Annotated in this window: 24 protein-coding genes and 1 pseudogene; 19 read left to right on the forward strand and 6 right to left on the reverse strand. The window is 54.3% G+C overall.

Going from position 1 to position 23,736, the window contains the following annotated elements; translation table 11 throughout:
- Positions 1 to 66: 66 nt before the first annotated feature.
- A complete protein-coding gene (locus P0G09_RS01620; RefSeq protein WP_275251738.1) occupies positions 67 to 1,152 on the forward strand; it encodes a hypothetical protein in 1,086 nt (361 codons plus the stop codon).
- Between the two features lie 122 nt (positions 1,153 to 1,274).
- Here the strand turns inward: P0G09_RS01620 and P0G09_RS01625 are convergent, their stop codons facing one another.
- A complete protein-coding gene (locus tag P0G09_RS01625) occupies positions 1,275 to 1,754 on the reverse strand; it encodes a helix-turn-helix transcriptional regulator (protein WP_275251739.1) in 480 nt (159 codons plus the stop codon).
- A gap of 189 nt (positions 1,755 to 1,943) precedes the next feature.
- Between P0G09_RS01625 and P0G09_RS01630 the strand changes: the two genes are divergently transcribed.
- The 12 genes and pseudogenes from P0G09_RS01630 to P0G09_RS01685 form a co-directional block, all read left to right on the forward strand.
- Entirely contained in the window at positions 1,944 to 2,300 is a 357-nt protein-coding gene (locus P0G09_RS01630) for a sigma-70 family RNA polymerase sigma factor (RefSeq protein WP_098922699.1), read from the forward strand.
- A gap of 101 nt (positions 2,301 to 2,401) precedes the next feature.
- Positions 2,402 to 2,872: a GNAT family N-acetyltransferase gene (locus P0G09_RS01635; RefSeq protein ID WP_275251740.1), complete on the forward strand. Its 471-nt coding sequence runs from the start codon at positions 2,402 to 2,404 to the stop codon at positions 2,870 to 2,872.
- Positions 2,873 to 3,336: 464 nt separating this feature from the next.
- The gene (locus tag P0G09_RS01640) at positions 3,337 to 6,549 is read left to right on the forward strand and encodes a PAS domain-containing hybrid sensor histidine kinase/response regulator (protein ID WP_275251741.1); all 3,213 of its coding nucleotides are present in this window, start codon (positions 3,337 to 3,339) and stop codon (positions 6,547 to 6,549) included.
- Positions 6,550 to 6,955: 406 nt separating this feature from the next.
- On the forward strand, positions 6,956 to 8,056 hold the full coding sequence (locus tag P0G09_RS01645) for a glycoside hydrolase family 172 protein (protein WP_342760506.1): 1,101 nt from the start codon (positions 6,956 to 6,958) through the stop codon (positions 8,054 to 8,056).
- Positions 8,057 to 8,440: 384 nt separating this feature from the next.
- Positions 8,441 to 9,946, forward strand: a complete 1,506-nt coding sequence (locus P0G09_RS01650) for a DNA methylase (RefSeq protein WP_275251742.1) — start codon at positions 8,441 to 8,443, stop codon at positions 9,944 to 9,946.
- Positions 9,927 to 10,424 (forward strand): hypothetical protein, encoded by a 498-nt coding sequence (locus P0G09_RS01655; protein WP_275251743.1) that lies wholly within the window; start codon positions 9,927 to 9,929, stop codon positions 10,422 to 10,424. The genes P0G09_RS01650 and P0G09_RS01655 overlap by 20 nt, the downstream gene beginning before the upstream one ends.
- Before the next feature lie 96 nt (positions 10,425 to 10,520).
- Complete coding sequence (locus P0G09_RS01660; protein ID WP_156068823.1) at positions 10,521 to 10,733, forward strand: HFLK protein; 213 nt, start codon at positions 10,521 to 10,523, stop codon at positions 10,731 to 10,733.
- Positions 10,734 to 10,847: 114 nt separating this feature from the next.
- On the forward strand, positions 10,848 to 11,375 hold the full coding sequence (locus P0G09_RS01665) for an isochorismatase family protein (RefSeq protein WP_156070532.1): 528 nt from the start codon (positions 10,848 to 10,850) through the stop codon (positions 11,373 to 11,375).
- 25 nt (positions 11,376 to 11,400) lie between these two features.
- A complete protein-coding gene (locus P0G09_RS01670; RefSeq protein WP_342760515.1) occupies positions 11,401 to 11,907 on the forward strand; it encodes an O-acetyl-ADP-ribose deacetylase in 507 nt (168 codons plus the stop codon).
- A 3-nt stretch (positions 11,908 to 11,910) separates the two neighbouring features.
- Positions 11,911 to 12,576 carry a DNA/RNA nuclease SfsA gene (sfsA, locus tag P0G09_RS01675; protein WP_275251745.1) on the forward strand — a complete coding sequence of 222 codons (666 nt, stop codon included), beginning with the start codon at positions 11,911 to 11,913 and terminating at the stop codon, positions 12,574 to 12,576.
- A gap of 25 nt (positions 12,577 to 12,601) precedes the next feature.
- Entirely contained in the window at positions 12,602 to 12,874 is a 273-nt protein-coding gene (locus P0G09_RS01680) for a macro domain-containing protein (RefSeq protein ID WP_275251746.1), read from the forward strand.
- Positions 12,875 to 12,896: 22 nt separating this feature from the next.
- A pseudogene (locus tag P0G09_RS01685) lies at positions 12,897 to 12,962 on the forward strand (hypothetical protein); the annotation flags it as partial.
- 112 nt (positions 12,963 to 13,074) lie between these two features.
- On the opposite strand, the gene P0G09_RS01690 reads toward P0G09_RS01685, so the two are convergent.
- The 5 genes from P0G09_RS01690 to P0G09_RS01710 all read right to left on the reverse strand — a co-directional run bounded on the left by P0G09_RS01690 (position 13,075) and on the right by P0G09_RS01710 (position 19,848).
- The gene (locus tag P0G09_RS01690; RefSeq protein ID WP_275251747.1) at positions 13,075 to 14,676 is read right to left on the reverse strand and encodes a glycoside hydrolase family 36 protein; all 1,602 of its coding nucleotides are present in this window, start codon (positions 14,674 to 14,676) and stop codon (positions 13,075 to 13,077) included.
- On the reverse strand, positions 14,669 to 16,054 hold the full coding sequence (locus P0G09_RS01695) for a glycoside-pentoside-hexuronide (GPH):cation symporter (protein WP_275251748.1): 1,386 nt from the start codon (positions 16,052 to 16,054) through the stop codon (positions 14,669 to 14,671). The genes P0G09_RS01690 and P0G09_RS01695 overlap by 8 nt, the downstream gene beginning before the upstream one ends.
- Positions 16,045 to 18,426: a glycoside hydrolase family 2 TIM barrel-domain containing protein gene (locus P0G09_RS01700; RefSeq protein WP_275251749.1), complete on the reverse strand. Its 2,382-nt coding sequence runs from the start codon at positions 18,424 to 18,426 to the stop codon at positions 16,045 to 16,047. The genes P0G09_RS01695 and P0G09_RS01700 overlap by 10 nt, the downstream gene beginning before the upstream one ends.
- Entirely contained in the window at positions 18,423 to 18,986 is a 564-nt protein-coding gene (locus P0G09_RS01705) for a TetR/AcrR family transcriptional regulator (protein WP_275251750.1), read from the reverse strand. Before P0G09_RS01705 ends, P0G09_RS01700 begins: the two co-directional genes overlap by 4 nt.
- Before the next feature lie 208 nt (positions 18,987 to 19,194).
- Positions 19,195 to 19,848 (reverse strand): NAD(P)H-hydrate epimerase, encoded by a 654-nt coding sequence (locus P0G09_RS01710; RefSeq protein ID WP_275251751.1) that lies wholly within the window; start codon positions 19,846 to 19,848, stop codon positions 19,195 to 19,197.
- Between the two features lie 287 nt (positions 19,849 to 20,135).
- On the opposite strand from P0G09_RS01710, the gene P0G09_RS01715 reads away from it, so the two are divergent.
- The 6 genes from P0G09_RS01715 (at position 20,136) to P0G09_RS01740 (ending at position 23,588) form a co-directional block, all read left to right on the forward strand.
- Positions 20,136 to 21,119, forward strand: coding sequence for a Gfo/Idh/MocA family oxidoreductase (locus P0G09_RS01715; RefSeq protein ID WP_275251752.1), 984 nt, complete (start codon positions 20,136 to 20,138; stop codon positions 21,117 to 21,119).
- Between the two features lie 91 nt (positions 21,120 to 21,210).
- The gene (locus P0G09_RS01720; protein WP_275251753.1) at positions 21,211 to 21,483 is read left to right on the forward strand and encodes a hypothetical protein; all 273 of its coding nucleotides are present in this window, start codon (positions 21,211 to 21,213) and stop codon (positions 21,481 to 21,483) included.
- 73 nt (positions 21,484 to 21,556) lie between these two features.
- On the forward strand, positions 21,557 to 22,327 hold the full coding sequence (locus tag P0G09_RS01725; protein WP_275251754.1) for an EFR1 family ferrodoxin: 771 nt from the start codon (positions 21,557 to 21,559) through the stop codon (positions 22,325 to 22,327).
- Between the two features lie 17 nt (positions 22,328 to 22,344).
- Entirely contained in the window at positions 22,345 to 22,971 is a 627-nt protein-coding gene (locus P0G09_RS01730; protein WP_275251755.1) for an alpha/beta hydrolase, read from the forward strand.
- Positions 22,972 to 23,003: 32 nt separating this feature from the next.
- Positions 23,004 to 23,393: a C-GCAxxG-C-C family protein gene (locus P0G09_RS01735; protein WP_275251756.1), complete on the forward strand. Its 390-nt coding sequence runs from the start codon at positions 23,004 to 23,006 to the stop codon at positions 23,391 to 23,393.
- A 21-nt stretch (positions 23,394 to 23,414) separates the two neighbouring features.
- Positions 23,415 to 23,588, forward strand: a complete 174-nt coding sequence (locus tag P0G09_RS01740) for a recombinase family protein (protein WP_342760507.1) — start codon at positions 23,415 to 23,417, stop codon at positions 23,586 to 23,588.
- The last annotated feature ends 148 nt before the right edge of the window (positions 23,589 to 23,736 follow it).

The following is a 23,736-nucleotide window of genomic DNA, read 5'->3' on the forward strand; positions in this document are numbered from 1 at the left end:
GCTCTTGCGTCCCGTGAAAAAAGAAGGTAATATAAATACAGAGCAAGACACAGAACGCAGGGAGGGATGAAAACCATGTTTTACGAGATCATGCACCGGGAAAGCTGTGTGGCACAACTCAGCACGACAGGGGAATGCAGGGTCTGCCTCGAGGATTTCATGCCCTATGATCTGGTTCTGGTGGAATCGGATGATTTTGACGAGCGCATCAATAATGTAACGAACTTTTACTATTGGTGCGCCTCCCGGATGTTGACGTTGGATCGCACCTACGCCAAGGAAATCCTGAACAGTATCGGTGCATCTCAGAGTGTTACGGACAGGGAACGAGCACAGATTGCATTATCCTACCATTGTCTGTCTTTGCTGGATGTGTTCTGGGTGAAAGAAGAAAACGAGAAGATTCGATTCGAGGATATCAACCTTTTTGCACACTCCTTAAGCAATGCGCTTGTGGATATTGCGCTGCGGGGGCACCAAATGACGGTGACAAACGCCCATCTTCTGGCAAATGACCTGTCTACGGGCGGCTTGTACCCCAAGGCGTGGGTGCGAAAAGAGGATGGCTTCTATCTTTACAAGGATGGTGGCAGGGAAGCGGTGGAACGTGAAGTGCTGGCAAGCAAAATCTGCCGGTGCTTTGACTGCCATCAGGTACTGTATGAGCAGGGGATGTTTGAAAATGAGCCGGTTTCTATCAGCAAAATCATGACATCTCAGCGATACAGTCTTGTGACCTATGCAGCCTATGACGTCTACTGCACGAACCGTGATTGGAATACGCTGGATAAGATCTTAGAGCTGGATGCTCCCGGCTACTATATGATGAACATTCTGGATTATCTGGTGGGCAATACCGACCGTCATTGGGAAAATTGGGGTCTGCTGGTAGACAACGAAACCAATCAGCCCATCCGTCTGCATGACCTGATGGACTTCAACCGGGCGTTTCAGCAGTACGACACGCCAGAAGGCGCAAACTGTCTGACCGTGGGAAAACGCCATCTGAGCCAAAAAGATGCTGCAGTGGAAGCGGTGCGGAACATCGGACTGAACCAAGTCCGTCAGGTGGGGCACACCGTATTCTCCGAGCATCCGGCATGGAAAGAAACGTTTGAAGAACGACTGCGTGTTTTACGGAACGCCATGTAAGTCAGAGCGAATATCAGAATAATTGAAACAGAATGATTCCATAACGAAAGCCCGTCTGCGCTGCCACATATCGTGGCTTGCAGACGAGCTTTTTCGTTTGGCCGGAGAAAAATTACCATACCTCACATGCGCAGCATAGAAAGAAAATCGGGCCCAAGATTTTCGGCCAGAAGCCGGAAACACTTTTGGCTGATGGTTTTCTGTCCGGTCTCCCAGCAGCGAATACTTGTCCTGCCTACCTTGGCATGGTCGGCAAGCTGCTGACGGTTCCAGCCTTTTGCCTCCCGGTATCTGCGGAGGAAGGCTCCTCCGCCCCGGTGCAGAAACAGGGTGTAGTCGTCCAGAATATCCTCCACCGGGATGCCGTAAAGGGCGGCGAGCTTGTCCGCAAGTTCCGGCGTAAAGCTGCGGTGAAATGCGCCGCTTTCCAGATCCCGATAGAGCCATTCCTCCATGCCCACCATGGCAGCAACCTCTTTTTGCAGCAGGTCAAGACCATAGCGGCACCAACGCAGACGGTCCCATGGGTTCGGGATGTCGGCGTAAGAGTGGTACATACGGTAGAACGCCTGCGCCTCTACGGTGGTGCGGGGGCCTGCCAAAGTTACCTGCAAGATGTATAGAGGGGTTAGGCCACAACCCTCACATGACACCCTCTGAAGCAGAAAAAAGGAACCGCTCTCTCGGTTTCAAAAAATCCATTTTGACGTAGATGCGTCATTGCGTGAAAGAGGGGGATTCTCTTTTCCATCCCAAAGTGCGCTGGGGAGAGGATAGCAAATGAGCTGCGGATGCATTTTCGCAGGGAGCGCAGAAATGGTGTGGTCGTTTCCCTGCAGGAAACACTGGAAGCGGGAAAGGAGGACAGCGCACTGACCCTTTCCGATGTACTGCAGGACGGTTTCTGCATGGAGGATGCCTGTGAGCGGCAGGACGAGGCCCGGCGGCTGCGCAGGCTGATCGAGGGCCTGCCCGCCCGGGAGCGCAAGCTGATCCTGCTGCGGTACGGGCTGGCGGGTCAGCCGCCCCTGACCCAACTGGAAACGGCACAGCTGCTCCAGATCAGCAGAAGTTATGTCTCAAGGCTCGAGACCCACGCACTGGAACAGCTGCGCAAAGGCTGGCTTCAAGAATCACCGGGAGAATAAAGGGTGCCGCCTGCGGGCGGCGTACATATCCTCTTTTACAATGGGATTGGGTGTGGTATACTGAATTCGTAAAATTGAAAAACGGGAAGGTGCAAAATGAAATGAAAATCCGTAAGGCAGAGGAAAAAGATATTCCCAGACTTCTTGCGCTGCTGGGGCAGGTATTGCAGATCCATGCTGAGATCCGACCGGATGTTTTTATTCCCGGCACTACCAAATACACTGTCTGCGAACTGACTGAACTTTTGAAGCAGGAAGATAAACCCATTTATGTTGCCGTGAACGAGGAGGGGGTGTGTATGGGTTATGCCTTCTGTCAGATGCAGGAGCAGCCATTTTCTACGAATATGGTGCCCTTTAAGTCACTGTTCATCGACGATTTGTGCGTTGACCAGCAGGCACGAGGACAGCATATCGGGGAAAGCCTGTTTGAATATGTGAAGCAGCAGGCAAAAGAGCAAGGCTGCTATGAGGTGACGCTGAACGTCTGGGCAGGAAACACCTCGGCAGAGCACTTTTACGAAAAAATGGGCATGAGGACAAAGGAACGGCAGATGGAATATATCCTGTGAACCGGGTGGCTTATCTGGTGGGGCACCACCATAGCCCGGAGCAGATCAACGAATACCGCCGAGGAGCTTTCCCAGTTGGGAGGCATCCTCGGCGGATTTTTTAGTTTATATAGCAGCTTTGCGGAGCATTGCGCCTGTTACCCGTATATTTTCCCCACGATCTTTCCGCGTGCTGTGACGGGAATGTTGATCTGGTTCGAGTATACCGCATCGCAGGGCGGCTGTCTATACTGATAGCCGGATTGTGGAAAAGTACAGGGATCAACTTGCGTAAATTTTCACGCAGATTGGCCTCTCTTTTTTGCACAGCCAATGCCAATTAGCACTTGAAAACGAAATGCTGCGCAAGTATACTATACTAGTTATACTGTACAAGCTTGATCACAAATCAGTATGCCAGTTGACCACAAAAGACATACCAGAATTGAAGCGTGCGGCGGGATCAAAACCCTACGAGGATGAAAATGAAATTCGATAGAAGACTTACAGATGAAATCTACACTTCCGATACGGTAAGGCTGGGAAAAAATGCATTTCAGGCAATGCGGGAGACGATCTATCATAATGGCGGTGTCGGAACCATTACCGGGTACTATGATGCCGAATTGTCGATCCTGTCGGTCAGTGATCTGTTGCTGCATAATCTGAACCACAGCTATGCATCCCTGATGGAGCAGACAAAGGGTTCGCTGAAGAATCTTTTCTATAAGAAAGATGCCGCATTCCTTGACAATGCACGCTTTCGTCAGCTCCAAGGCGAAGGGGAAGGCCGGATCCTTACAGCAGATGGCTCTCCTGTCTATGTGCGTCTCTACAAAAAAGATGCAGTCGATACGGATGGAACACCGATCTGGATCATGTCAGTACAGATGAACTGGGCGTATGAGAACCTTGCGCTGGTTAATGAATCCATCCATTCTGCACTATGGTATTTTGAGTGTAATGAAAACGGTGAGATCGTTCATGTGAACTGGAGCCATGCGTTCCGGCAGATCCTTGGATATCATGACATTCTGGATTTTCCGAACAAACTGGATTCGTGGTCGAACCTTCTGCACCCGGAGGACTATGACCGGGTAATGCAGCTGCTTTTGGAAACGATTGCGGACAAAACCAATACTACAAAGTATAATGTTGAGTACCGGCTGAAAATACAGGATGGCCAATACCACTGGTTCCGGGCATCGGCGGAGGTGATACGCCGTCTGGATGGCTCGGCCAATCGAATTGCCGGAATCATCAGCAACATTGACGTGGAAAAAAGAAGCCGGATGCAGGCGCAGCGGGCAGCGGCATTTCACCGTGCATTTACCAGCGCAAACCTCTGCGAATACTATGTAAATCTGGAAAAGAATACCTTTGATGCTTTCAAAGTGGAGCCCTCTTTGATGACGGCCTTTGAGCAGAACCACACATGGGATGGACTGGTCAGATTCTTTGTGGATAACTATGTGGTTGAAGAGGACAAAAAGTCTGTAACGAATTTCTATAATCGCGCCTACATCACGGAAAAACTAAAGGGGCTTGAGACGGAGCTGCGTCAGGAGTGCCGCATCGTTCTGGATGGGGAGGAACGATGGGTCAGCAACGTGGTCATGAGCGGCGAGATCGAAGATTCCGAATATGCGATGATTTTTCTGCGGGACATCACAGAGTCCAAAGCAGAGACGGCACGGCGGATGCAGATGGCCTCAGATAACGCATCGATGGATCTTTTGATCAAGAGTATGGTGCGTCTGCTGGACCGCTTTGTCGTCTGCGATCTGGAGAATGACCGGTATCGGTTCTATAACCTGCAAGGCGACATGATCTATGCGCCGACGGGGGCTTACCATGATTTTGTGGAGCAGGTGGCTGCAAGGTATAAGACGTTGGAGCCATTGGCGGCGATGGACGCATTGTTCTCACCGGAAAATATCCGCAGGAATTTGCAGGGCGAGAACGACATCTACAAATTTGAATACTGCTCCATAGATGAAAACACCTATAAGATCGGTTCCTTCATTCCGCTGGAGTGGGATGGCACAAAGCTGGTCAAAGCACTGTTGGCATCTATGGATGTGTCACAGGAGAAAAAGGCCGAAATCGAATCTCATAAGGCACTGAAGGATGCGTACCGGGCGGCGGAAAACGCAAGCCGCGCCAAGACGGAATTTCTCTCCAATATGTCCCATGATATCCGTACACCGATGAATGCAATCGTTGGCTTGACCGCCATTGCGGGTGCGAATATCGAGAGTCAGGACAGGGTGGTCGAGTGCCTTGGCAAGATCACAAAGTCGAGTCGTCATCTGTTGGGACTGATCAATGAAGTGCTGGATATGGCCAGAATCGAGAGTGGGCGAATAAGCCTTGCCGAGGAGGATTTCAGCCTGCCGGAGCTGGTCGATAACCTGCTCACCCTCACAAAACCGGCAATCGACGAGCACCACCATCAGTTCGAAGTCCATGTTGAGCACATTGAGCACGAAGCTGTCTGCGGCGACAGCCTGCGCATCCAACAGGTCTTTGTGAACCTGATGAGCAACGCCGTCAAGTATACCCCGGATGGAGGAAACATCACCCTTACGATCAAGGAAAAACCGAACGGCTTCTCGAAGCTTGGCTGCTACGAGTTTTCCATCGAGGACAACGGCATCGGTATGACACCGGAATTCCAGAAGATCATGTTCGAGCCGTTCAGCCGGGCAGACGATCACCGGACGACCAAGGTGCAGGGCACCGGTCTTGGCATGGCTATTGCAAGAAACATCGTCAACCTGATGAATGGTGACATTCAGGTCGAAAGCGCTCCCAACAAGGGAACGAAGATCACGGTCACGGTCTATCTGAAGCTTCAGGAGAACGAGAAGGAACAGAAAAAAGAACTGCTCGATCTGCCGGTACTGGTCGTGGACGATGACAAGACCTGCTGCGAAAGCACCGTTGCAACCCTTCAGGAGATCGGCATAGAGGGCGAATGGGTCCTGACCGGCAAGGAAGCCGTGGAACGCTGCGCGGCGCGGCACAAGACCGGCCGCGACTATTTTGCGGTGATCCTGGACTGGAAGATGCCGGAAATAGACGGTATTGCAACCGCCAGAAAAATCCGGGAACGGGTAGGAGAAGATGTCACGATCATCATCCTGACTTCCTTTGATTTCAGCGAGATCGAAGAAGAAGCCAGAGCAGCGGGCGTGAATGCGTTTATGGCAAAACCTCTGTTCCGTTCCCGTCTGACGGCAACTCTGCGGCAGTTTACATCCGGGAAGAAGGAGGAAAACGCCCGGAACTATCTGGAAGACTTTGCGAAGGAAAACTATGCGGGTAAGCGGATCCTTCTTGTGGAAGATAACGAGCTGAACCGTGAGATCGCAACCGAGATCATAGGAATGACAGGCGTGACCATCGACAGCGCCGAAAACGGAAAAATTGCAGTCGAAAAGGTGATGGAAGCGCCAGAAAAGTGGTACGATCTCATTTTTATGGACATCCAGATGCCCATTATGAATGGTTACGAAGCCACTGCTGCGATCCGTGCCCTTGCCGGCAGCCGGGGCAAAGTGCCCATCATTGCCATGACGGCAAATGCCTTTGCCGAGGACGTGCAACTGGCAAAGAACACCGGCATGAACGAGCATATCGCTAAACCGCTTGATTTGAATAAGCTGAACGATGTGCTGAAACAGTGGCTGTGATCTGTGCATTGCAGTAAGGCGCGTGATACTGTTGACCGGGCAATCAAAAAGCATGAAATGAAGAACGCCGAGGAATCCCTTCCCATGTGGGAGGAACCCTCGGCGTTTGTATAGACGGACGCACTGCTTGCTGGTACAATGATGTTTCTTTTTGAGTCGGCTTATCTGTCTGTTTGTTAAAATTCATGTTGTGGTTATGCATTCATAAGTGTGGTGCTAAAGATTTATGGCAGTAGCACATTGCTTTTATACAAATAAAAGTGTACAATAATAACAACTTTGCAAGCAATCCCCTTCAAGGAATCAACTGGAACATGGGTGGAGACTGTACCTGTTAAGCGGAATTGTTTGAATGAATTCAATTCAACATAAAAGACAGTTGCTCATTTGTGAGTAGGAGGAATATATGATGTTTGATTGTGGTTTACAGAATATTTTCCGGCTGAAAAACGGACAGTCCCGTTCCATCAACTGGGAAAACCGGAACGGAGAAAAAGGAAAAGGCGGCATGGCATCCAGCGATCTTGGTCCGTCCAGAAAGGGTTCCCCGTGTATCCCGAAAATAGAAGCAGGAGAGACCGTAACACTTGGTGAGATCCAGGGAGAAGGCATGATTCAGCACATCTGGATCACCGTTACAGACCGTACCAGTGAACGTAACCGTTATGTTCTGCGGGATCTTGTTCTGCGCATGTACTGGGACGATGAAGAATTCCCATCCGTTGAATGCCCGCTTGGCGATTTCTTCTGCTGCGGCTTCGGTGTTTCCTACCAGGTAAACTCAGTCCCGATTGCTGTCAATCCGACCCGTGGTTTCAACAGCTATTTCCCGATGCCGTTCCGTAAAAACGCCCGTATTACCATTGAAAATCAGGGTGATGAGCCGATTCCGGCCTTCTTTTATCAGATCGACTATTGCCTGACAACGGTTCCGGAGGATGCTGCCTATTTCCATGCCCAGTGGCGTCGTCAGCGTATAACGGAAAAGGCAAAAGACTACGTTGTCCTCGACAACATCAAAGGGAAAGGCCAGTACGTTGGAACTTATCTTGCGCTTACCAGCCTCGAACGCTACTGGTACGGAGAAGGTGAGATGAAATTCTACATCGATGGAGACAAGGATTATCCAACCATTTGCGGAACCGGAACAGAAGATTACTTCGGCGGTGCCTGGAGCTTTGCAACACAGCAAAATGGCCAAACCGTTGAAAATCAGTACTGTACTCCGTATCTTGGCTATCCTTACTACTCTAGCCACGATACCTTCCTTCATAATGATTACCACAATGATGATCAGATGCCACAACGCAGCTTCTACCGCTGGCACCTTCTTGATCCTATCCTTTTTGAGAAGGACCTTAAGGTAACTCTGCAGCAGATTGGTGTCAGCCACGGAGGTCTTTTTGAACGTCAGGATGATGTCGCTACCACAGCTTACTGGTACCAGACGCATCCTCATGTACCATTCGCGCCACTCATGTCCAGAAAAGAGCGCTGGCCAAGATGATTTTTGACGCTTTTCCTATTTTATATGTTTCATGACTTTGCATATCGGCTACAAGAGCCCGTTCCGAACAAATCTGCTTCCAACGAATTTGTCCGGAAACGGGCTCTTTCTTTTTTATATGGTATTCAAAAAGCAATCTGGATTACAGAGATCCGTCTTTTCACAAGCCTTTCACATTTTCCGTCCATTCTTTACGGTCAAAGTAGAAGGATAATCGTCAGTCATTACGTAGTTCCTACAGAGTGACAGCGTTTCAGCTTGAAATGCTGCCACTCTTTTTTGTTGTCTATATCACAGATAAAATAGCGTTCCATCTTGAAAACAGTGCAACTATTTATTATAATAAAATAAATAGTTGTGACTTTTGCAAAGGAGGGCTGAAGTATGGCAGCGCAGCGCACCTATCTGGCAATCGATCTGAAAAGTTTCTATGCCTCGGTGGAGTGCGTAGACCGCCATCTGGACCCCCTGACCACCAATCTGGTGGTAGCGGATGCCTCCCGCACCGAAAAGACCATCTGCCTTGCGGTGTCGCCCTCCCTGAAAGCCTACAAGATATCTGGCAGAGCACGGCTGTTTGAAGCCGTTCAGCGGGTGAAGGAGGTCAACGCCCAGCGGCTGCAAACTGCCATCCGGCAGAAAAAGGCGGTGCGTGGGGAAGATGGCAAATACCACTTTGCCAGCACCTCTTTTGATGCCAATGCCCTGAACGCAGACCCTGCACTGGGGTTGAGCTACATTGTTGCGCCGCCCCGGATGCAGCGGTATCTGGATGTTTCCACCCAAATCTACAAGACCTACCTCAAATATGTGTCCCCGGCGGATATCTACCCCTACTCCATCGACGAGGTTTTCATTGATGTGACGGGCTATCTGCCCTATTACCACATGAGTGCCCATGAGCTTGCCATGACCATGGTGCGGGAGGTGCTGTACAACACTGGAATCACCGCAACGGCAGGCATCGGCACCAACCTCTACCTTGCAAAGCTGGCCATGGACATTGTGGCAAAACACATCCCGGCGGACAAGGATGGTGTCCGCATTGCGGAGCTGGACGAGCAGTCCTACCGATATCTGCTGTGGAACCATCGCCCGCTGACGGATTTCTGGATGACAGGCCCAGGCACCGTGAAAAAGCTGGAAGCCCACGGCATTTATACGATGGGGGATTTGGCACGGTTTTCTATCCACGGAGAAGACCGTCTGTATGAAATTTTTGGCGTGGATGCAGAAATTCTCATCGACCACGCATGGGGCTATGAGCCCTGCGGTATGGCTGAGATCAAAAGCTACAAGCCCAGCACCAACAGCATCAGTGAGGGACAGGTGCTGACCTGCCCTTACCCCAACGACAAAGCCAAGCTCATCGTCCGGGAGATGGCGGAAATTCTGATGTTCCGGCTCACGGAAAAGAAACTGGTGACAGAATCCATCACCTTGGAGATCGGCTACGACCGGGAGAATGTGGACAAGGGCGGCTACCGTGGTCTGACCCAGACCGACCGCTACGGCAGAGTCATCCCCAAAGCGGCGCACGGTACCGTCCGGTTCGATGTCCCCACCAATCTGGGCAGCACCCTCATCAACGAAAGCGCAAAGCTGTTTGAGCGCATCACCGACCCGGCGCTGACGGTGCGGCGCATTACCATCAACGCCAACAAGGTCACGCCGGACGAGGGCATCTATCAGGTGGATTTTTTCACCGACACCAAGAAGCTGGAAAAGGAGAAAAAACTCCAGCAAGCCATGCTGGGTATCAAGAATAAGTACGGCAAAAACGCCGTGCTGAAAGCCAGCAGCTATGAGGAAGGTGCCACCATGCGACAGCGCAACGCGCAGATCGGCGGGCATAGTGCGGGAGGTTCAGATGGAAAACTACAAAAATAGCAGGATCGGGCTGGAGACCGCCCAAAAGTACGGGGACATCCTGGAGATGGAACGTCCCCAGACCGAAGAATCCCTCCGCAAGCACCCTCGCATGACTTTACAGAACCGTGCCAAAATTTTCTCGCCCTTCTCTCCGCTGCGGGGCTACGACGAGCAGCTTGCCGCAGAAAAGCAGCGCACGGAGCGTGTAACCAAGCGCATTCTGACCGAGGAAGAAATGTCCGCCCTGTCCGATCGGCTGATGCAGGTCACCAAGGGCATGACCATCACGGTGCGGTATTTCAAAGAGGATACCGCCCACCCGGAGGTTCCGGCGGTGGGCAATTACCTCACGCTGACCGGAAAAGCGGATCGCATCGACCCGGTGTTCCGCACCTTGCAGGTGGGAGACACCGTGGTGCCCTTTGAGGACTTGGTGGAGGTCAGCGGGGAAGGTATCATGGACATTGATGTGTATCTGGGCATCGGGGAAGAATGAGATGACAAAAATGCTGAAAGAGATGTTTATAGGACAGCTCTTTCAGTAAAATGACCTCAGAAGAAGCAAAACACACTTCAGATGGAGGAAAATACAATGGCAAACGGTGATTACGGCTATTTCGGCAAAGGCGACACGGGCTATGCCCAGTACATGACGGCTTTCAACCGCAACTTTGGCGGTTCGTCCGGCGGCGGTGGCGGCGGAAATCACAACAATGGTGGCGGCGGTGGGGACGGCAGCGGGTGCGGCTGCCTGATCGCTATTGCAGTGGTCGCGGTGCTGATCCTGATCGTCTTGGGTGGCTGAATCAATCCCTGCAGGTGAAACACAGGTTTTCCCTGTGGGGATTTTTTGAATCCGATTGTAGAAAGAAACGGTCTATGGTAGAATGAAATCAAAGAAAAACAGGAGGGCTTACACATGGTTTTATTGGTTGTGGATACACAGAAAGGTATCGTGGATGAACGCCTGTATGCGTTTGAAACGTTTGTCAGCAACATCAAGGAGCTGATCCGGACTGCCCGCGAACAGGGAATCGAGGTCGTCTATGTCCAGCATGACGATGGGCCCGGCACCGGTTTCTCCATTGGGGATGATGAGTTTGATATCTATTCTGAGTTTGCACCACTGCAGACCGAAAAACGGTTCGTCAAGACTGTATGCAACGCTTTCAAGAAAGAGAGCGGATTGCTGGAATATCTGACCGCAAAGGGCGAAAAAGATGTGATGGTCTGCGGCATCATGACCGACTTCTGCATCAATGCAACGATAGAAGCAGGCTTTGAGCACGATTTTCATATGATCGTCCCTGCCTATGCAAATTCCACGCAGGACAACGAATACATGACAGGAGAGCAGAGCTATCGCTATTACAATGAATTCCTCTGGCCGGATCTCTATGCTAGCTGCGTGCCTATGGATAAGGCACTGGAACTGCTCAAAAAGTGAGGTGTCTGCAACGATTCCCCCAAAAATCAAGAATCAGATTCAAGTAGTGCAGGGAGACATTACCAAGCTGGACTGTGACTGCATCGTGAATGCGGCCAACCGCAGCCTGTTGGGCGGCGGTGGCGTGGATGGAGCAATTCACCGGGCAGCAGGGCCGGAACTGCTTGCCGAGTGCCGCACCCTGCATGGCTGCCGCACCGGCGAAGCGAAAATCACCAAGGGCTACCGGCTGAAGGCGAAGTATATCATCCATACGGTGGGCCCCATCTACTCTGGTACCTCGGAGGACACTGTGCAGTTGGCAGACTGCTACCGCAATTCGCTGGAGCTGGCAAAGACCTATGACATCCACAGCATCGCCTTCCCGGCAATTTCTACGGGCGTGTATGGCTATCCGCTGGATGCCGCCACCCAAATTGCGGTGGATACAGTGACCGATTGGCTGCAAAACCACGCCGACTACGATATGAGGGTCATCTTCTGCTGTTTTGATGCCCGGACGGCGCAGGCGTATCAGACAAGAATGGAGTAAACATTGAAATACAGAGAGATCGCGGACGGCATTTTTCTTGACCGCCCCAACCGTTTTATTGCCCATGTAAACGTGAACGGTGTGGTGGAAACCGTCCATGTCAAAAACACCGGGCGGTGCAAGGAACTGCTGCTGCCCGGTGCGGCGGTGCGTCTGGAAGTGTCGGACAACCCGAAGCGCAAGACAAAATACGACCTTGTGGCGGTACACAAGCAGGAACTTGGTTGGGTCAATATGGACAGTCAGGCACCCAACAAGGTGGTAGGGGAGTGGCTTGCAAAACAGGGCTACGACTATATCAAGCCGGAATTCACCTATGGCAAGTCCCGCATCGACTTTTACATGGAAAAGGGCGAACAGAAGTACCTGCTGGAAGTCAAAGGCTGCACATTGGAAGTGGGCGGCATCGGTTATTTCCCGGATGCACCCACCGAACGGGGCGTGAAGCACTTGCACGAGTTAGCGCAGGCACAGCGGGCAGGGTATCGGTGCGCAGTAGCCTTTGTGATCCAGATGGAAGGCATCACCGAGGTGAGGCCGAATGTTGGCACGCAGCCGGAGTTTGGCACAGCGCTGGCCGAAGCGAAAGCCGCAGGTGTGAGCGTGCTGTTTCTGCTTTGCCATGTCGGGCGGGACAGTCTGGAAATCGTGGAGCAGCGGGAAATGTGAAAAACCACATGAGGGAGGAACCAGCATGCCTTTTTTGATGATCCGCAACGACATCACCAAGGTAACAGTGGATGCCATCGTCAACCCGGCGAACCGGAACCTTTTGCAGGGCAGCGGCACCAGCCGTGCCATCTATCAGGCAGCAGGGGAGCAGGAGCTGACCGCCGCCTGTGAAGCCATCGGGCACTGCGAGCCGGGCAGGGCAGTGTGTACCCCGGCATTCGGGCTGCCCGCAAAGTATATCTTCCATGCGGTCTGTCCGGCGTGGCAGGGTGGCTGCGGCAGGCTGGCTGTTTGATACGCTGGACAAAACGCTGGAGATGGCAAAGGTGACTGCCGAGGTCACCCACAACCACCCGGAGGGCATCAAGGGCGCACAGGCCACGGCGGCAGCGATCTTTCTGGCACGCACCGGCCACAGCAAAACACCCGCCTGCGTATTGTGTGCAAAGCACAGTACATGGGCGGGTGTGGTTTTGTTGTGGTTTGTTCACACTGTCAGAACAGGTCGAAACATAATTTTTGTGGAGTTCCGTCCAGCAGATACCGGATATAGAGACGGCCGTTTTCCGCTTCTGCCTGCACCTGTGTGGCGTGCTCAAAGAGGGTGCGCAGACGGCGGTACTCTGCCCGCTGCGCATCCGTGTAGTGGGACGGCATATCCGAGGTAAGGAACACATTGCCCAGCAGGGCATTGACTGTGGCAAGGGTGCGTTTTTGCTCTGCCGTCAACTTGCAGTTTTCCTCCCGGAGGAAGAACACATCCGGGTCGCTGCCGTAGGCACGGCCATTGAGCTGCCGCCGGAATAGCGTGTTGTTGATGGCCTGCTTTGTGGACACCCGCTCCCGGTGGAACAGGCGCATATACCACACATCGTCCCAGTCCAGCCCTACGTCACAGCTGACACGGCAGTAATCCACCAGCCCGAAAGCCGGCATCACCGGTACGCCGCAGCCAAGGATGGTCTTTTGTCCACACCAACTGCGCAAAAGCTCCATAGCACGGTACATCCGGGCTGCCCGGCTCTCGCGGGCGTTGCCAAAGGGTGCAGCGCCGTACAGAAAATCCAGCTTGACAAGGTCGAACCCCCAGTCGTTCAGCACCCGGTCAAATACCCGGCGCAGATAATCCAGCACGGCCGGGTTGTCGAGATCCAGCGCATAGAAACTACTCCAGTTGCAGCCGCAGCACCACGGCGCACCGTCCACTTTCAGCAGCCAGTCCGGGTGCTGCCGGAAAAGGGCAGAGTCCTTTTCGCACACAAAGGGTGCAAGCCATAGCCCAGCCTGAAATCCGGCGGCATGAATTTCCTCCACCATGCCTTTCAGCCCGTGGGGGAATTTCTGTGCATCTGTTTCCAGCCAGTCGCCCACCTTCGGCTCCCAGCCATCATCGATCTGGAACAGGTCTCCCAGACAAAGCAGGCTGCGACATCCGGTCAGGTCCTCCCGGATGGTATCCTCGGTGATGTCCTGATAGCGGTTGTACCAACTGGAATAGCCTGCCAGCTTCTTTTCAGTCCGGGGCTTGATGCCCATAGCCTGATACCAGCCGTCGAACACCTCGGTCTCGCCGCCCTCGGCAAAAAACAGGTCAAGGAGTGGGAAACTGCCGCCGGGATGCTCCACCCCGGCGCAGTCACGCTCCAGCGTCAGCAGGGCTTTGCCGCTGTCGTAGCGGAGGATGGTGTAGCCCGGGGTCTCGTCCAGCGATGCTACCAGCCGGAACTGCGCTCCCCTGCGGAAATAGCAGTAGGAAAAGCCGTGGCTTTGACCTTTTTGATTCCCGTAAGGTACAAAGTGATAATCGCCGTAGCGGTCAAAGGCATATTTTTTGCGCAGAAAGCCGGGGATGTGGTCGGTGCCGCGCAGCTTGCCGTTCCGGTCCAGCTCCGGGCTGTAGGTCCATGTCTGGTAGCCGTTCATAAACAGACGCTCGTCTGCTTCCATCGTCCACGGCATCTCGGCACGCACCGCCTTCAGCGTCCCGGCGGGCAGGTCAGTGCAAAGATGCACCACGCCGCAGCCCGGGTGCACCGGGGCTGCGCCCTGCCGTACGCCGCCGGTGGTCTCTGCGTACCAGTGCAGCGTTTCAGTCATGGTGCGTTTCCTCCCCGTGGAGCTGTGCGCTGATCTCGGCAGCGCGGGCATCGGTCAGAACAAACTTGCGGCGGAACAGCACCAGCGCACCAGCCAGCACCAGCATGGGCAGAACGGTCATCATCAGGCGCAGACCCAGCAGGGTTCCGGCGCTTTGTACTGCCACCGGGCCGGTCTCCTCCGTGTTGCCCACAAGACCGATGAGGTCCAGCCCGATGCCGGTCAGGAATACCGCCACACCGGAGGCAGCCTTGACCACAAAGGTCTGCATGGAAAAGATAACGCTCTCCTCCCGGCGTCCGGTCTTGAGCTGACCGTAATCCACGCTGTTGGAAAGGAACAGGGTGGTCAGCACGGTCAGCATTCCGTTGCAGGCGAACACGACAACGCCCGGAATGCACAGCAGGGCAAGGCTATGGGAAAGGCCGGTCAGGCAGAACACCAGCAGCATGCCGTAGCCGCACAGCGCCAGCAAAAGGCTGAGCTGAAATACCTGCGTGCTGCTGAGCTTTTTGCGCAGCAAGGGGTAAAGCACCATCATGCCAAGGATCTGCGCCGCACCGCCCACGGTGGAAAACAGGGTGTAGGTGGCTTTCCAGCCTGCACCGCCAAGGTCGTATTTGAAGAAATAGATGATGAAGTTGGAGGTAAGGTACAGCGCCGAGTTGATCAGCACGATGCTGCCCACCACTACCATAGCCTGATCGTTGCGGAACAGGGCGGAGAACATCTCCTTTACGGTGGCGGTTTTCATCTCACTGTGGGTGGTTTTTTTCATGGAAATGCAGCACACCAGCTCTGTCACTGCAAAAATTGCCGCTACGATCAGCGCCACCCAGCGGAAGCCGGCGCGCTCGCTGTCGCCGCCAAGGGCTCCCACCAGCAGCATGGTAAACATGGCAATGAGTGCCGAACCAACGCCCGCACAGGTACGCCCCACCATGGAGAGGTTCTCCCGGTCTTTTTGGGTGCGGGTCACGGCCGGGATCATGGACCAGTAGGGGATATCCATCATGGTATAGGTGATGCCCCACAGGACGTACACCGCGCTGAAATAGACCATCAACGCCGCTTCGTCCAGCACCGGGGCGGCAAACAGGGCGTAGAGCACCAGCGCATTGAGCAGCGTGCCGGAAAAGATCCACGGACGGAAGCGTCCCCAGCGGGTGCGGGTCTTTGCCACCAGAACTCCCATAAAGGGGTCGTTGAAGGCATCAAAGAACCGGGCCGCCATGAGCACGACGCCCACAAAGCTGGCCGAAAGCCCCAGCACATCCTGATAATAATACATGACGTAAGAAGCCGACAGAGCATATACCATATCCTTGCCCACGGCACCAATACCAAATGCGGTTTTCTGTTTCAGGGTCAGTTCCATACAGCGTCCTCCTTTTCAATGGTGAACCGCAGCACAACGGGCTGGGTCTGCGGTGCAGAAACGGTCAGCAGGGCTTCTCCGGCAGTGCCCACGGTGCGCAGATAGGTTCCGGTCATGCCGCCCTCGGCAACGGCGGTCTGTGGACCCACAAGGGCAGCGCTGCCCTCCACCGCAAACTGCACCGGGAACTGTGCGTAGGGGGCAGGGGTGCCATTCTCGTCCAGAATGCGCACCCGGACAGCCGCCATATCGTAAGTATCTTTTTCCCGAAGAGCCGTCCGGCTGACCTTGACTTCCAAGTGCAGCTTTGCACTGGGGCAAAGGGTCACGCTGCGCACCACGTTGCCGTTCTGCACGGCATCGAACCGCCAGCGGGTAGCCTCGCCGCCCCAGTTGCCGACGTACTTGCCGTAAAGGGCCACGCCATCTGCAAAGCTCATTTTGTAGCGCAGCATACACCAGCCGAATTTGACCTTGTAGGCCAGCGGCAGTCCCGCCAAGCCGTATTTTCCGGCGGCCAGCAGGCAGTCCCGCACAGCGGCAGCCTTGGCGGGGGAAAAGTGCTCCTGCGTTTCCAGCAGCTCGCCAATGGGATCGTCCATCATAAAGGGAGGGTGGGGCAGCGCCGTCCACTCGCTTTGGCGCAGGGTGGTGACGAACACGTCGTTTTTGTAAAGCCTTACCTGTTGGGCATTGCTGAAAACATAGGCCGTGCCCAGCTGCCCGGCGGGGTTATCGCCGATGTCCATGGAGGAGCTGACCGCCAGCACCGGGTCAGTATCGCCCTGACTGGCATAGACCGCTGCCGCCAATTTGGGGTTGCGGAAGCTGTCCAGCACCCCGTGGTAGCAGATGCGATCCCCGGAGCCAAAGTCCTTGTGGGTCTGGTAGTCGAACATACACCAGCCAAAGCACCCGGCGTGCTCTCCGCTGGCATAGGCGGCGTTCTGCACCCGGACGTGCCGCAAGGCGTGTTCCTGCCGGTGCGGGCCATCGTCAAAGGCTTTGGTGGGGTACATGTGACCGTTGCACTCCGAGATGAGCAGCGCCTTGCCCATATCGGGGGTCACGTCCTTTTTGGGCTTTGCGCCGGGCGTTACGCCGTTGTGGGAAAAATCGTTGTAGGCGTAGACGTCCTCCAGCAGATGGCTTTTTTCCAGATACCGCACACCGGAGGTGGCGCGGCTGGGGTCCAGCTGATGGGCAATTTGATTGGTGCGGGTATAGAAGGCATCGTCGTCCACGCTCTCGTTGATGCGCACGCCCCACAGGATGATGCTGGGGTGGCTGCGGTTCTGCAAGATCATCTCTTGTAACATCGTACAGGCGGCGTCCTTCCAGTTGTCGTCCCCGATGTGCTGCCAGCCCGGCAGCTCGGTGAACACCAACAGACCCCGCCGGTCGCACTCGTCCAGAAAATATGGACTTTGAGGGTAGTGGCTGGTGCGCACGGCGGTGCAGTGCAGCTCCTCCTGCAAAATGCGGGCATCCTCCCGCTGCAGGCTTTCCGGTGCGGCGTAGCCGATGTAAGGGTAGCTCTGGTGTCGGTTCAACCCCCGCAGAAAGGTCTTTTTGCCGTTGAGGTAGAAGCCATCTGCCTTGAATTCCGCTGTGCGGAAGCCAAACGTCACCTGTTTGCGGTCGATGGGTTGTCCGGCTGCGTTCAAAAGCTCTGCCACGGCATGATGCAAAACCGGGTGCTCGGTATCCCACGGCTGTGCGTCCGGGACGGAAAGCTGGCTCTTCCCGGTTTCTGCCGCCTGTGCGGTCTGCTCTGCCAGCAGAGTGCCGTCCGCGGTCTCCAGCCGGATGCGGACCGCCACGGCTGCGGGTGTGAGCTCTGCCGTCCACTGCACCACGGCATCATGTAGGGTGGGCGTGTAGACGAACAAATCGGTCAGGCGGCTCTCTGCCGTAGCTTCCAGCCAGACCTCCCGGTACAGCCCGCCGTAGGTCAGGTAGTCGATGACAAAGCCAAAGGGCGGAATAGCCGGGTCTTCTCTGGTGTCCAGCTGCACGGTCAACAGATTTTCACCCTCCCGATCTACAAGGTCGGTGATCTCCACCGTAAAGCCGGTATAGCCGCCCCGGTGCTGCCCGGCAACCCTGCCGTTGACCCGCACCACCGCCTGATGAGCAGCTCCGTCAAAGCGGAGGAACAGCCGGGGCGCAGCCTGCACCGGCGGCACCCGGAACCGCTTGCGGTAGCCGCAGACCATCTCATAATCGGCGGGGGAGGCATAGTGCAGTGGCACCTCCCGGCAGGTATGGGGCAAGCGGACGGTTTGTTGTTTTGGCACCGGCAGCCCCTTGCCAAAGGCTTCCGTCCAGTGTCTTGTAAACTCCCAGTCCTCGCAAAAGCTGTGTTTCATCGCGGCAACACTCCTTCCAGTAGAATCGAGATCATTTCCTCCAGTACAGCCACATAATGCACCCCGCTTTCTGCCAGACTGCGGTCTGCCAGAAAGCTCTCAATGGACGCGGTGATCATCTGCCGCAGCACCGGCAGGGACACCGGGCGCATGACCCCCTCTGCCACAGCCTGTTCCAGCAGCGCCATGGTGGGTCCCCACCCGTTTTCCAATTGACTGCGCACCCGCGCCGCCACCACCGGGTATTTCTCGTCCAGCTCCTTCATCTGCCGCAGATCCAGCGCGGCATACTCATCCGGCATGGCAATGATGACCGCCCGCAGCTTTTCCTGCAAAGTACCGCTGCCTGCCAGAATTTCCTGCTTGCAGCGGTGGATGTCCGCAAAGGCGTGGTCTACCATGTCCAGCAGAAGGGCCTCCTTGGAGGGGTAAACGGTGTAGATGGTTTTTTTGCTGATGTGCAGCGGCTCTGCCACCTGTTGCATGGTGAAATGCAGCCCCTGTTGACGGAATAACTGCATGGCCTGTGTGCGCACCAGCGCATCGAGCTTTTCCTGCATGAACGTCCTCCTTGTGGAAACTGCGCTTGCTTTTCTGGTTTCCATTCTAGTGCGGAAACCGAGCTAAATCAAGCGGTTTCCGCATTTTCTGCGTTCTGCCAAGAAAGTGCAGACATTTTGCAGCAGAATGACAAAAAGAACCCCGGCGTGCCTTGAAAGCTGCCGGGGTCTTTTGCGTGCAGGTGCTTTTCCGCAGCGGCAAGCCTCGTCAAAACTCCGGGTGCCATTCGTCCCGGATGCCAATGTCGGCACAGACGATTTTTCCGCACAGCGGCGCAGAAGCTTCTGCCATATGCAAAGGCTTATAACTGTCGAAGGTTACGGTCAAATCTGCATGGGCAGCACCCTCGGCAACCTCCCCGGTATCCGTATTGATGCCGCTGGGCAAGTCTACGGCCAGCACAAAGGCACCGCTCTTGTGCAGACGGCGTATCAGCCCGCAGGCAGCAAGACCGGAAGGCCGAAGTTCACCATGGAACCCGGTGCCGTAGAGGGCATCCACAGCAGCATCAAAGTACTGGGTTTCCAGTACAGAACCGTCGGTGCAGATGTGCACCGGCAGGGAGTGCAGACGCTCAAAATTGAGGATGGCATCAGCAGTTTTCGGCTCGCCCTCAGCCAGAAAAACGGTCACATTCCAACCGTCTTTTGCGGCGGTGCGGGCGATCACAAACCCATCACCGCCATTGTTGCCCTTTCCGCAGACCACCAGCAGCCTGCCGGGATGTGGGAACTGCTTTTGCAGTTCGGCGTAAGCCGCCAGTCCGGCATTTTTCATCATTTGCAGGTAGGGCAGACCATGGGCATCCCCGGCTCGTTCAATTTCCTTCATCTGCGCAGCCGTCACAATGCGATGTTTCATGTTGGCACCTTCTTTCTATCTCTATTATAATGGATGAGAATGCTTGGAACAAGATGAAAGATACCGGTGCATAGAATCTGTCCCCGGAGAGTTGGAACAAGCCCTCCGGGGGCATTTTTGCTTTTCACTATCTTTTCCGTAGGGGAAAACCATGGTATACTGAATCCAAAGTATAGCAGTTTGTGTTTTTGATGCTCAAGCAACATCCGCAAACTGCATATCGCAAATATGCCGTTTTGATCGGCACTATTTTTGAAAATTGCGATAATAAACAGGGAGGTACCGTTATGAAGTGGGGAATTTTAGCCACCGGCACCATTGCCAAAAAGTTTGCGTCTACGGTGGAACAAATGGGCGCAGAGGGGGAGCAGCTTGTTGCCGTGGGGTCACGGCACATGGAAAGCGCACAGGCGTTTGCACAGCAGTACGGCATTCCCCGCCGCTATGACTCCTACGAAGGCCTTGCCGCAGATCCGGAGGTGGAGGCTATCTATATTGCCACCCCCAACACCCTGCACTACGAAAACTGCAAGCTCTGTCTGGAGCAGGGCAAGCACGTTTTGTGCGAGAAGCCCTTTACCATCCGCCCGGAACAGGCGCAGGAGCTGTATCGTCTGGCGGAGGAAAAGAACCGCTTTCTCATGGAGGCGTTCTGGATCTGGCTGCTGCCGCTGTACGACCGCCTGCGCGAGATCCTTACTGCTGGCACCATCGGGGAGCTGAAGCAAATCACCTGTCAGTACGGCTTTGTGGCCTCCGGTGCCCGGAAGGACCGCAAGTTTGATTCCGGTCTGGGCGGCGGTGCGCTGCTGGATATCGGCATCTACAATCTGGGCTTTCTGCGCATCCTTACCGGGCAGGACCCGGAGAAGGTGGAGACCAAAGAGGTGCACATCAATGAGTATGGCACCGACGATTACAGCCGCCTTGCGCTGACCTACCCCGGCGGCTGCATGGCAGAGTCTGTCCAGACCATCGGGCAGGAGCTGGAGCGCAATGCCCGCATCCTTGGCACCAAGGGCAGTATTTTCCTGCCGGATTTCCAGCACGCCGAGACCATGACGCTGGAAGTGGAGGGCAAAGAGCCGGAGGTCATCCGCTGCCCGGTGGACATCAACGGCTTTGAGTACGAGATCCGGGAAGCAAGCCGCTGCGTCAAGCTGGGGCGTACCGACAGCGACCGCTACACCCCGCAGGACAGCCTTGCCCTGACCCGCCTGATGTACGACACCCGCATGAGCTGGGGCATGAAGTTTGCGGGCGAGGTGTAAGCGCACAGCTTGCCGCAAAGGGCTTTTTTTGCGTGCGGAGACTATGGCATACGGAGAGCGACAACTCGGAATTTAATGGAGGGAGGTTTCTATGAAATCTTTTGTTTGCAGTTTGTGTCACAATGGCATAGTTGGAGGAGGTCTGTACCTCGATAGTCAGTCGCTTACTTACAAGACAAACAAGCTTACAGTTGGCAAAAAATACAGAAATTTAGTTTTGCCGATGCAGGAAATAAAAGAAATCTCTTGGAAGTGGATAGTCTTTCCAATTGCAACAGTTAATATGAAAAATGGAGAACTATATAAATTCATTATTTTCAATAAATCACGCTTTATAAAATGGTTTCAAGAGTATTCTCAATAAATACAAAGTGTCAAATTCCAGCTTGCCGGGCGGACAGGCAACTGAAAACTACACAAAAAACGAAGGAGCAGCCATGGTACTTTATTTTACGGGAACCGGTAACAGCCGATATCTGGCGCGGCGCATTGCCGAAGGGCTGGAGATGCCGCTTTACGACCTGAACACCTGCATCAAGGCAGGAAATACCGCCCCGGTGCAGACCGGGCGGGATGTGGTGCTGGTCACGCCTACCTACGCATGGCGCATCCCCCGGGTGGTGTCAGAGTGGCTGGGCAAGACCGCGCTGACCGGGGCAGAGCGTATCTGGTTTGTGATGGACTGCGGCAGCGAGATCGGCAATGCGGCAGGCTATAACCGGCAGCTTGCGGCGCAAAAGCAGCTGCAGTATATGGGCACAGCCCAGATCATTATGCCGGAAAACTACATTGCCATGTTCAATGCGCCCCAAAAAGAGCAGGCAAAGAGCATCGTGGAGCAGGCAGAGCCTGAACTTCAGAAGGTGCTGACCCAGCTCAAGGCCGGGCAGGAATTTCCCCCGCCGAGAGACAACCTCTACGACCGCTTTATGAGCGGCCCGGTAAACCCGGTGTTCTATCGGTTTTTTGTAAAAGCGGAGGCCTTCCGGGCAACGGATGCCTGCATCGGCTGCGGTAAGTGCGTGGAGCTGTGCCCGCTGAGCAACATCCGTCTGGAAAACGGAAAGCCGATCTGGGGCAAGAACTGCACCCACTGCATGGCGTGCATCTGCTACTGCCCCAAAGAGGCCATCGAGTACGGCAAAAAGAGCAAAGGTAAGCCCCGGTATCACTTTGAAGCGCTGGAAAGGAAGCAGCAGGACGTGTGAAGGAGAGCGGAAATTAGATGAAGTTTTTATACTTGCATGGGTTGGGACAAAAACCAGACAGTTGGGATAGAGTGATAAAAGAAACGACGGTCTCGGATAGAAGCGCCAGCTTGAGCTTGGCAGAGATGCTGGAAGGAAAAGCGGCTACCTATAAGGAGCTGTATACTGCATTCTCAGAAGAGTGCAACAAGGAAAATGACGAAATCGTCTTGTGCGGGCTTTCCTTGGGTGCTGTTCTAGCACTTAATTATGCGATAGACCATCCGAATAAAGTAAAGGCACTGGTGCTAATTGCAGCACAATATAAAATGCCTGAAAAGCTATTGAAGTTCCAGAATATGCTGTTTCGCTTTATGCCGAATACAATGTTCAGGCAATTTGGCCTCAAAAAAGCCGATGTGATCAGCTTGTGCGGTACGATGACGGAATTGGATTTCAGGGATTCATTATGTAAGGTGTCCTGTCCGGCATTGATCGTTTGTGGGGAAAAGGACAACGCAAACAAAAAAGCCTCAAAGGAACTTGCCAGTTATTTGAGCGATTCCCACTTCCATGAACTTCTGAAAGCAGGTCATGAAGCAAACATAGAATCTCCGGAGGAATTGGCAACAGTGTTACAGGAATTTTATGATAATGTCGAATAAACTACGATTCATCAAAGAAAGAGGACTGTAAAATGAACATCGAAGAACGGGCGGCACAGGCTGCCGCATGGAAAGCTGCTGGACAGTGCAACTGTGCACAGGCGGTGATGAAGGCATTTGAGGACAAGCTGCCGGTGGATGCCGACACCCTGATGAAGCTGGGCGCAGGCTATGCCGCCGGCATGGGCTGCATGGAGAGCACCTGCGGCGCACTGATCGGCGCTGTGATGGTGGCGGGCATCGTCACCGACGGCAAGGGCACACCCCGCATTTCTAAGGAACTGCTGCAAAACTTTCAGGAAAAGTGCGGTGCTACCATCTGCAAGGATCTGAAGGGGATAGAGAACGGCGCACCGCTGTGCCCGTGCCCGGAGTGCGTCCGCAACGCTGTTCTGGCACTGGGCGAGGTGCTGGGAGAGTAAGATGAAGAAGATCTTGTTTGTTTGCCATGGCAGGATATCTGTGAGAACTTCAAGACCAAGCAGCGCCGGGTTGCCACTGCCGACGAGCTGATGATCTTCCCAAACACCCATGAGGCCATTGTGGATCAGGATACCTGGAACATTGCCCACAAGCTGAGGCTGTGGAAACGGCCCAAAGCAGCCAACGGGACCTAGTAGAAGAACTCCAGGATCAGGCTTTCATCGCCCAGTGCGAGGAGAATGAGTGCCACTTCAAGATTGGCTTCTCAGCTGGGCTGCTGGTGCAGCAGGAAGCGGTGGAGCAAATGAAGGAAATGGGCACCACAGGGTGAGCTGCCCGGTA

It is taken from the genome of Faecalibacterium sp. DFI.5.82 (assembly GCF_029076575.1).
Lineage (GTDB): Bacteria > Bacillota > Clostridia > Oscillospirales > Ruminococcaceae > Faecalibacterium > Faecalibacterium duncaniae.

What these genes read in the sequence shown, in the direction of transcription:
- P0G09_RS01620 (WP_275251738.1), top strand. Translation starts at nt 67, where the DNA reads ATGAAAACCATGTTTTACGAGATCATGCACCGGGAAAGCTGTGTGGCA.
- P0G09_RS01630 (WP_098922699.1), top strand. Translation starts at nt 1,944, where the DNA reads ATGCATTTTCGCAGGGAGCGCAGAAATGGTGTGGTCGTTTCCCTGCAG.
- P0G09_RS01635 (WP_275251740.1), top strand. Translation starts at nt 2,402, where the DNA reads ATGAAAATCCGTAAGGCAGAGGAAAAAGATATTCCCAGACTTCTTGCG.
- P0G09_RS01640 (WP_275251741.1), top strand. Translation starts at nt 3,337, where the DNA reads ATGAAATTCGATAGAAGACTTACAGATGAAATCTACACTTCCGATACG.
- P0G09_RS01645 (WP_342760506.1), top strand. Translation starts at nt 6,956, where the DNA reads ATGATGTTTGATTGTGGTTTACAGAATATTTTCCGGCTGAAAAACGGA.
- P0G09_RS01650 (WP_275251742.1), top strand. Translation starts at nt 8,441, where the DNA reads ATGGCAGCGCAGCGCACCTATCTGGCAATCGATCTGAAAAGTTTCTAT.
- P0G09_RS01655 (WP_275251743.1), top strand. Translation starts at nt 9,927, where the DNA reads ATGGAAAACTACAAAAATAGCAGGATCGGGCTGGAGACCGCCCAAAAG.
- P0G09_RS01660 (WP_156068823.1), top strand. Translation starts at nt 10,521, where the DNA reads ATGGCAAACGGTGATTACGGCTATTTCGGCAAAGGCGACACGGGCTAT.
- P0G09_RS01665 (WP_156070532.1), top strand. Translation starts at nt 10,848, where the DNA reads ATGGTTTTATTGGTTGTGGATACACAGAAAGGTATCGTGGATGAACGC.
- P0G09_RS01680 (WP_275251746.1), top strand. Translation starts at nt 12,602, where the DNA reads ATGCCTTTTTTGATGATCCGCAACGACATCACCAAGGTAACAGTGGAT.
- P0G09_RS01690 (WP_275251747.1), bottom strand. Translation starts at nt 14,676, where the DNA reads ATGACTGAAACGCTGCACTGGTACGCAGAGACCACCGGCGGCGTACGG.
- P0G09_RS01695 (WP_275251748.1), bottom strand. Translation starts at nt 16,054, where the DNA reads ATGGAACTGACCCTGAAACAGAAAACCGCATTTGGTATTGGTGCCGTG.
- P0G09_RS01700 (WP_275251749.1), bottom strand. Translation starts at nt 18,426, where the DNA reads ATGAAACACAGCTTTTGCGAGGACTGGGAGTTTACAAGACACTGGACG.
- P0G09_RS01705 (WP_275251750.1), bottom strand. Translation starts at nt 18,986, where the DNA reads ATGCAGGAAAAGCTCGATGCGCTGGTGCGCACACAGGCCATGCAGTTA.
- P0G09_RS01710 (WP_275251751.1), bottom strand. Translation starts at nt 19,848, where the DNA reads ATGAAACATCGCATTGTGACGGCTGCGCAGATGAAGGAAATTGAACGA.
- P0G09_RS01715 (WP_275251752.1), top strand. Translation starts at nt 20,136, where the DNA reads ATGAAGTGGGGAATTTTAGCCACCGGCACCATTGCCAAAAAGTTTGCG.
- P0G09_RS01720 (WP_275251753.1), top strand. Translation starts at nt 21,211, where the DNA reads ATGAAATCTTTTGTTTGCAGTTTGTGTCACAATGGCATAGTTGGAGGA.
- P0G09_RS01725 (WP_275251754.1), top strand. Translation starts at nt 21,557, where the DNA reads ATGGTACTTTATTTTACGGGAACCGGTAACAGCCGATATCTGGCGCGG.
- P0G09_RS01730 (WP_275251755.1), top strand. Translation starts at nt 22,345, where the DNA reads ATGAAGTTTTTATACTTGCATGGGTTGGGACAAAAACCAGACAGTTGG.
- P0G09_RS01735 (WP_275251756.1), top strand. Translation starts at nt 23,004, where the DNA reads ATGAACATCGAAGAACGGGCGGCACAGGCTGCCGCATGGAAAGCTGCT.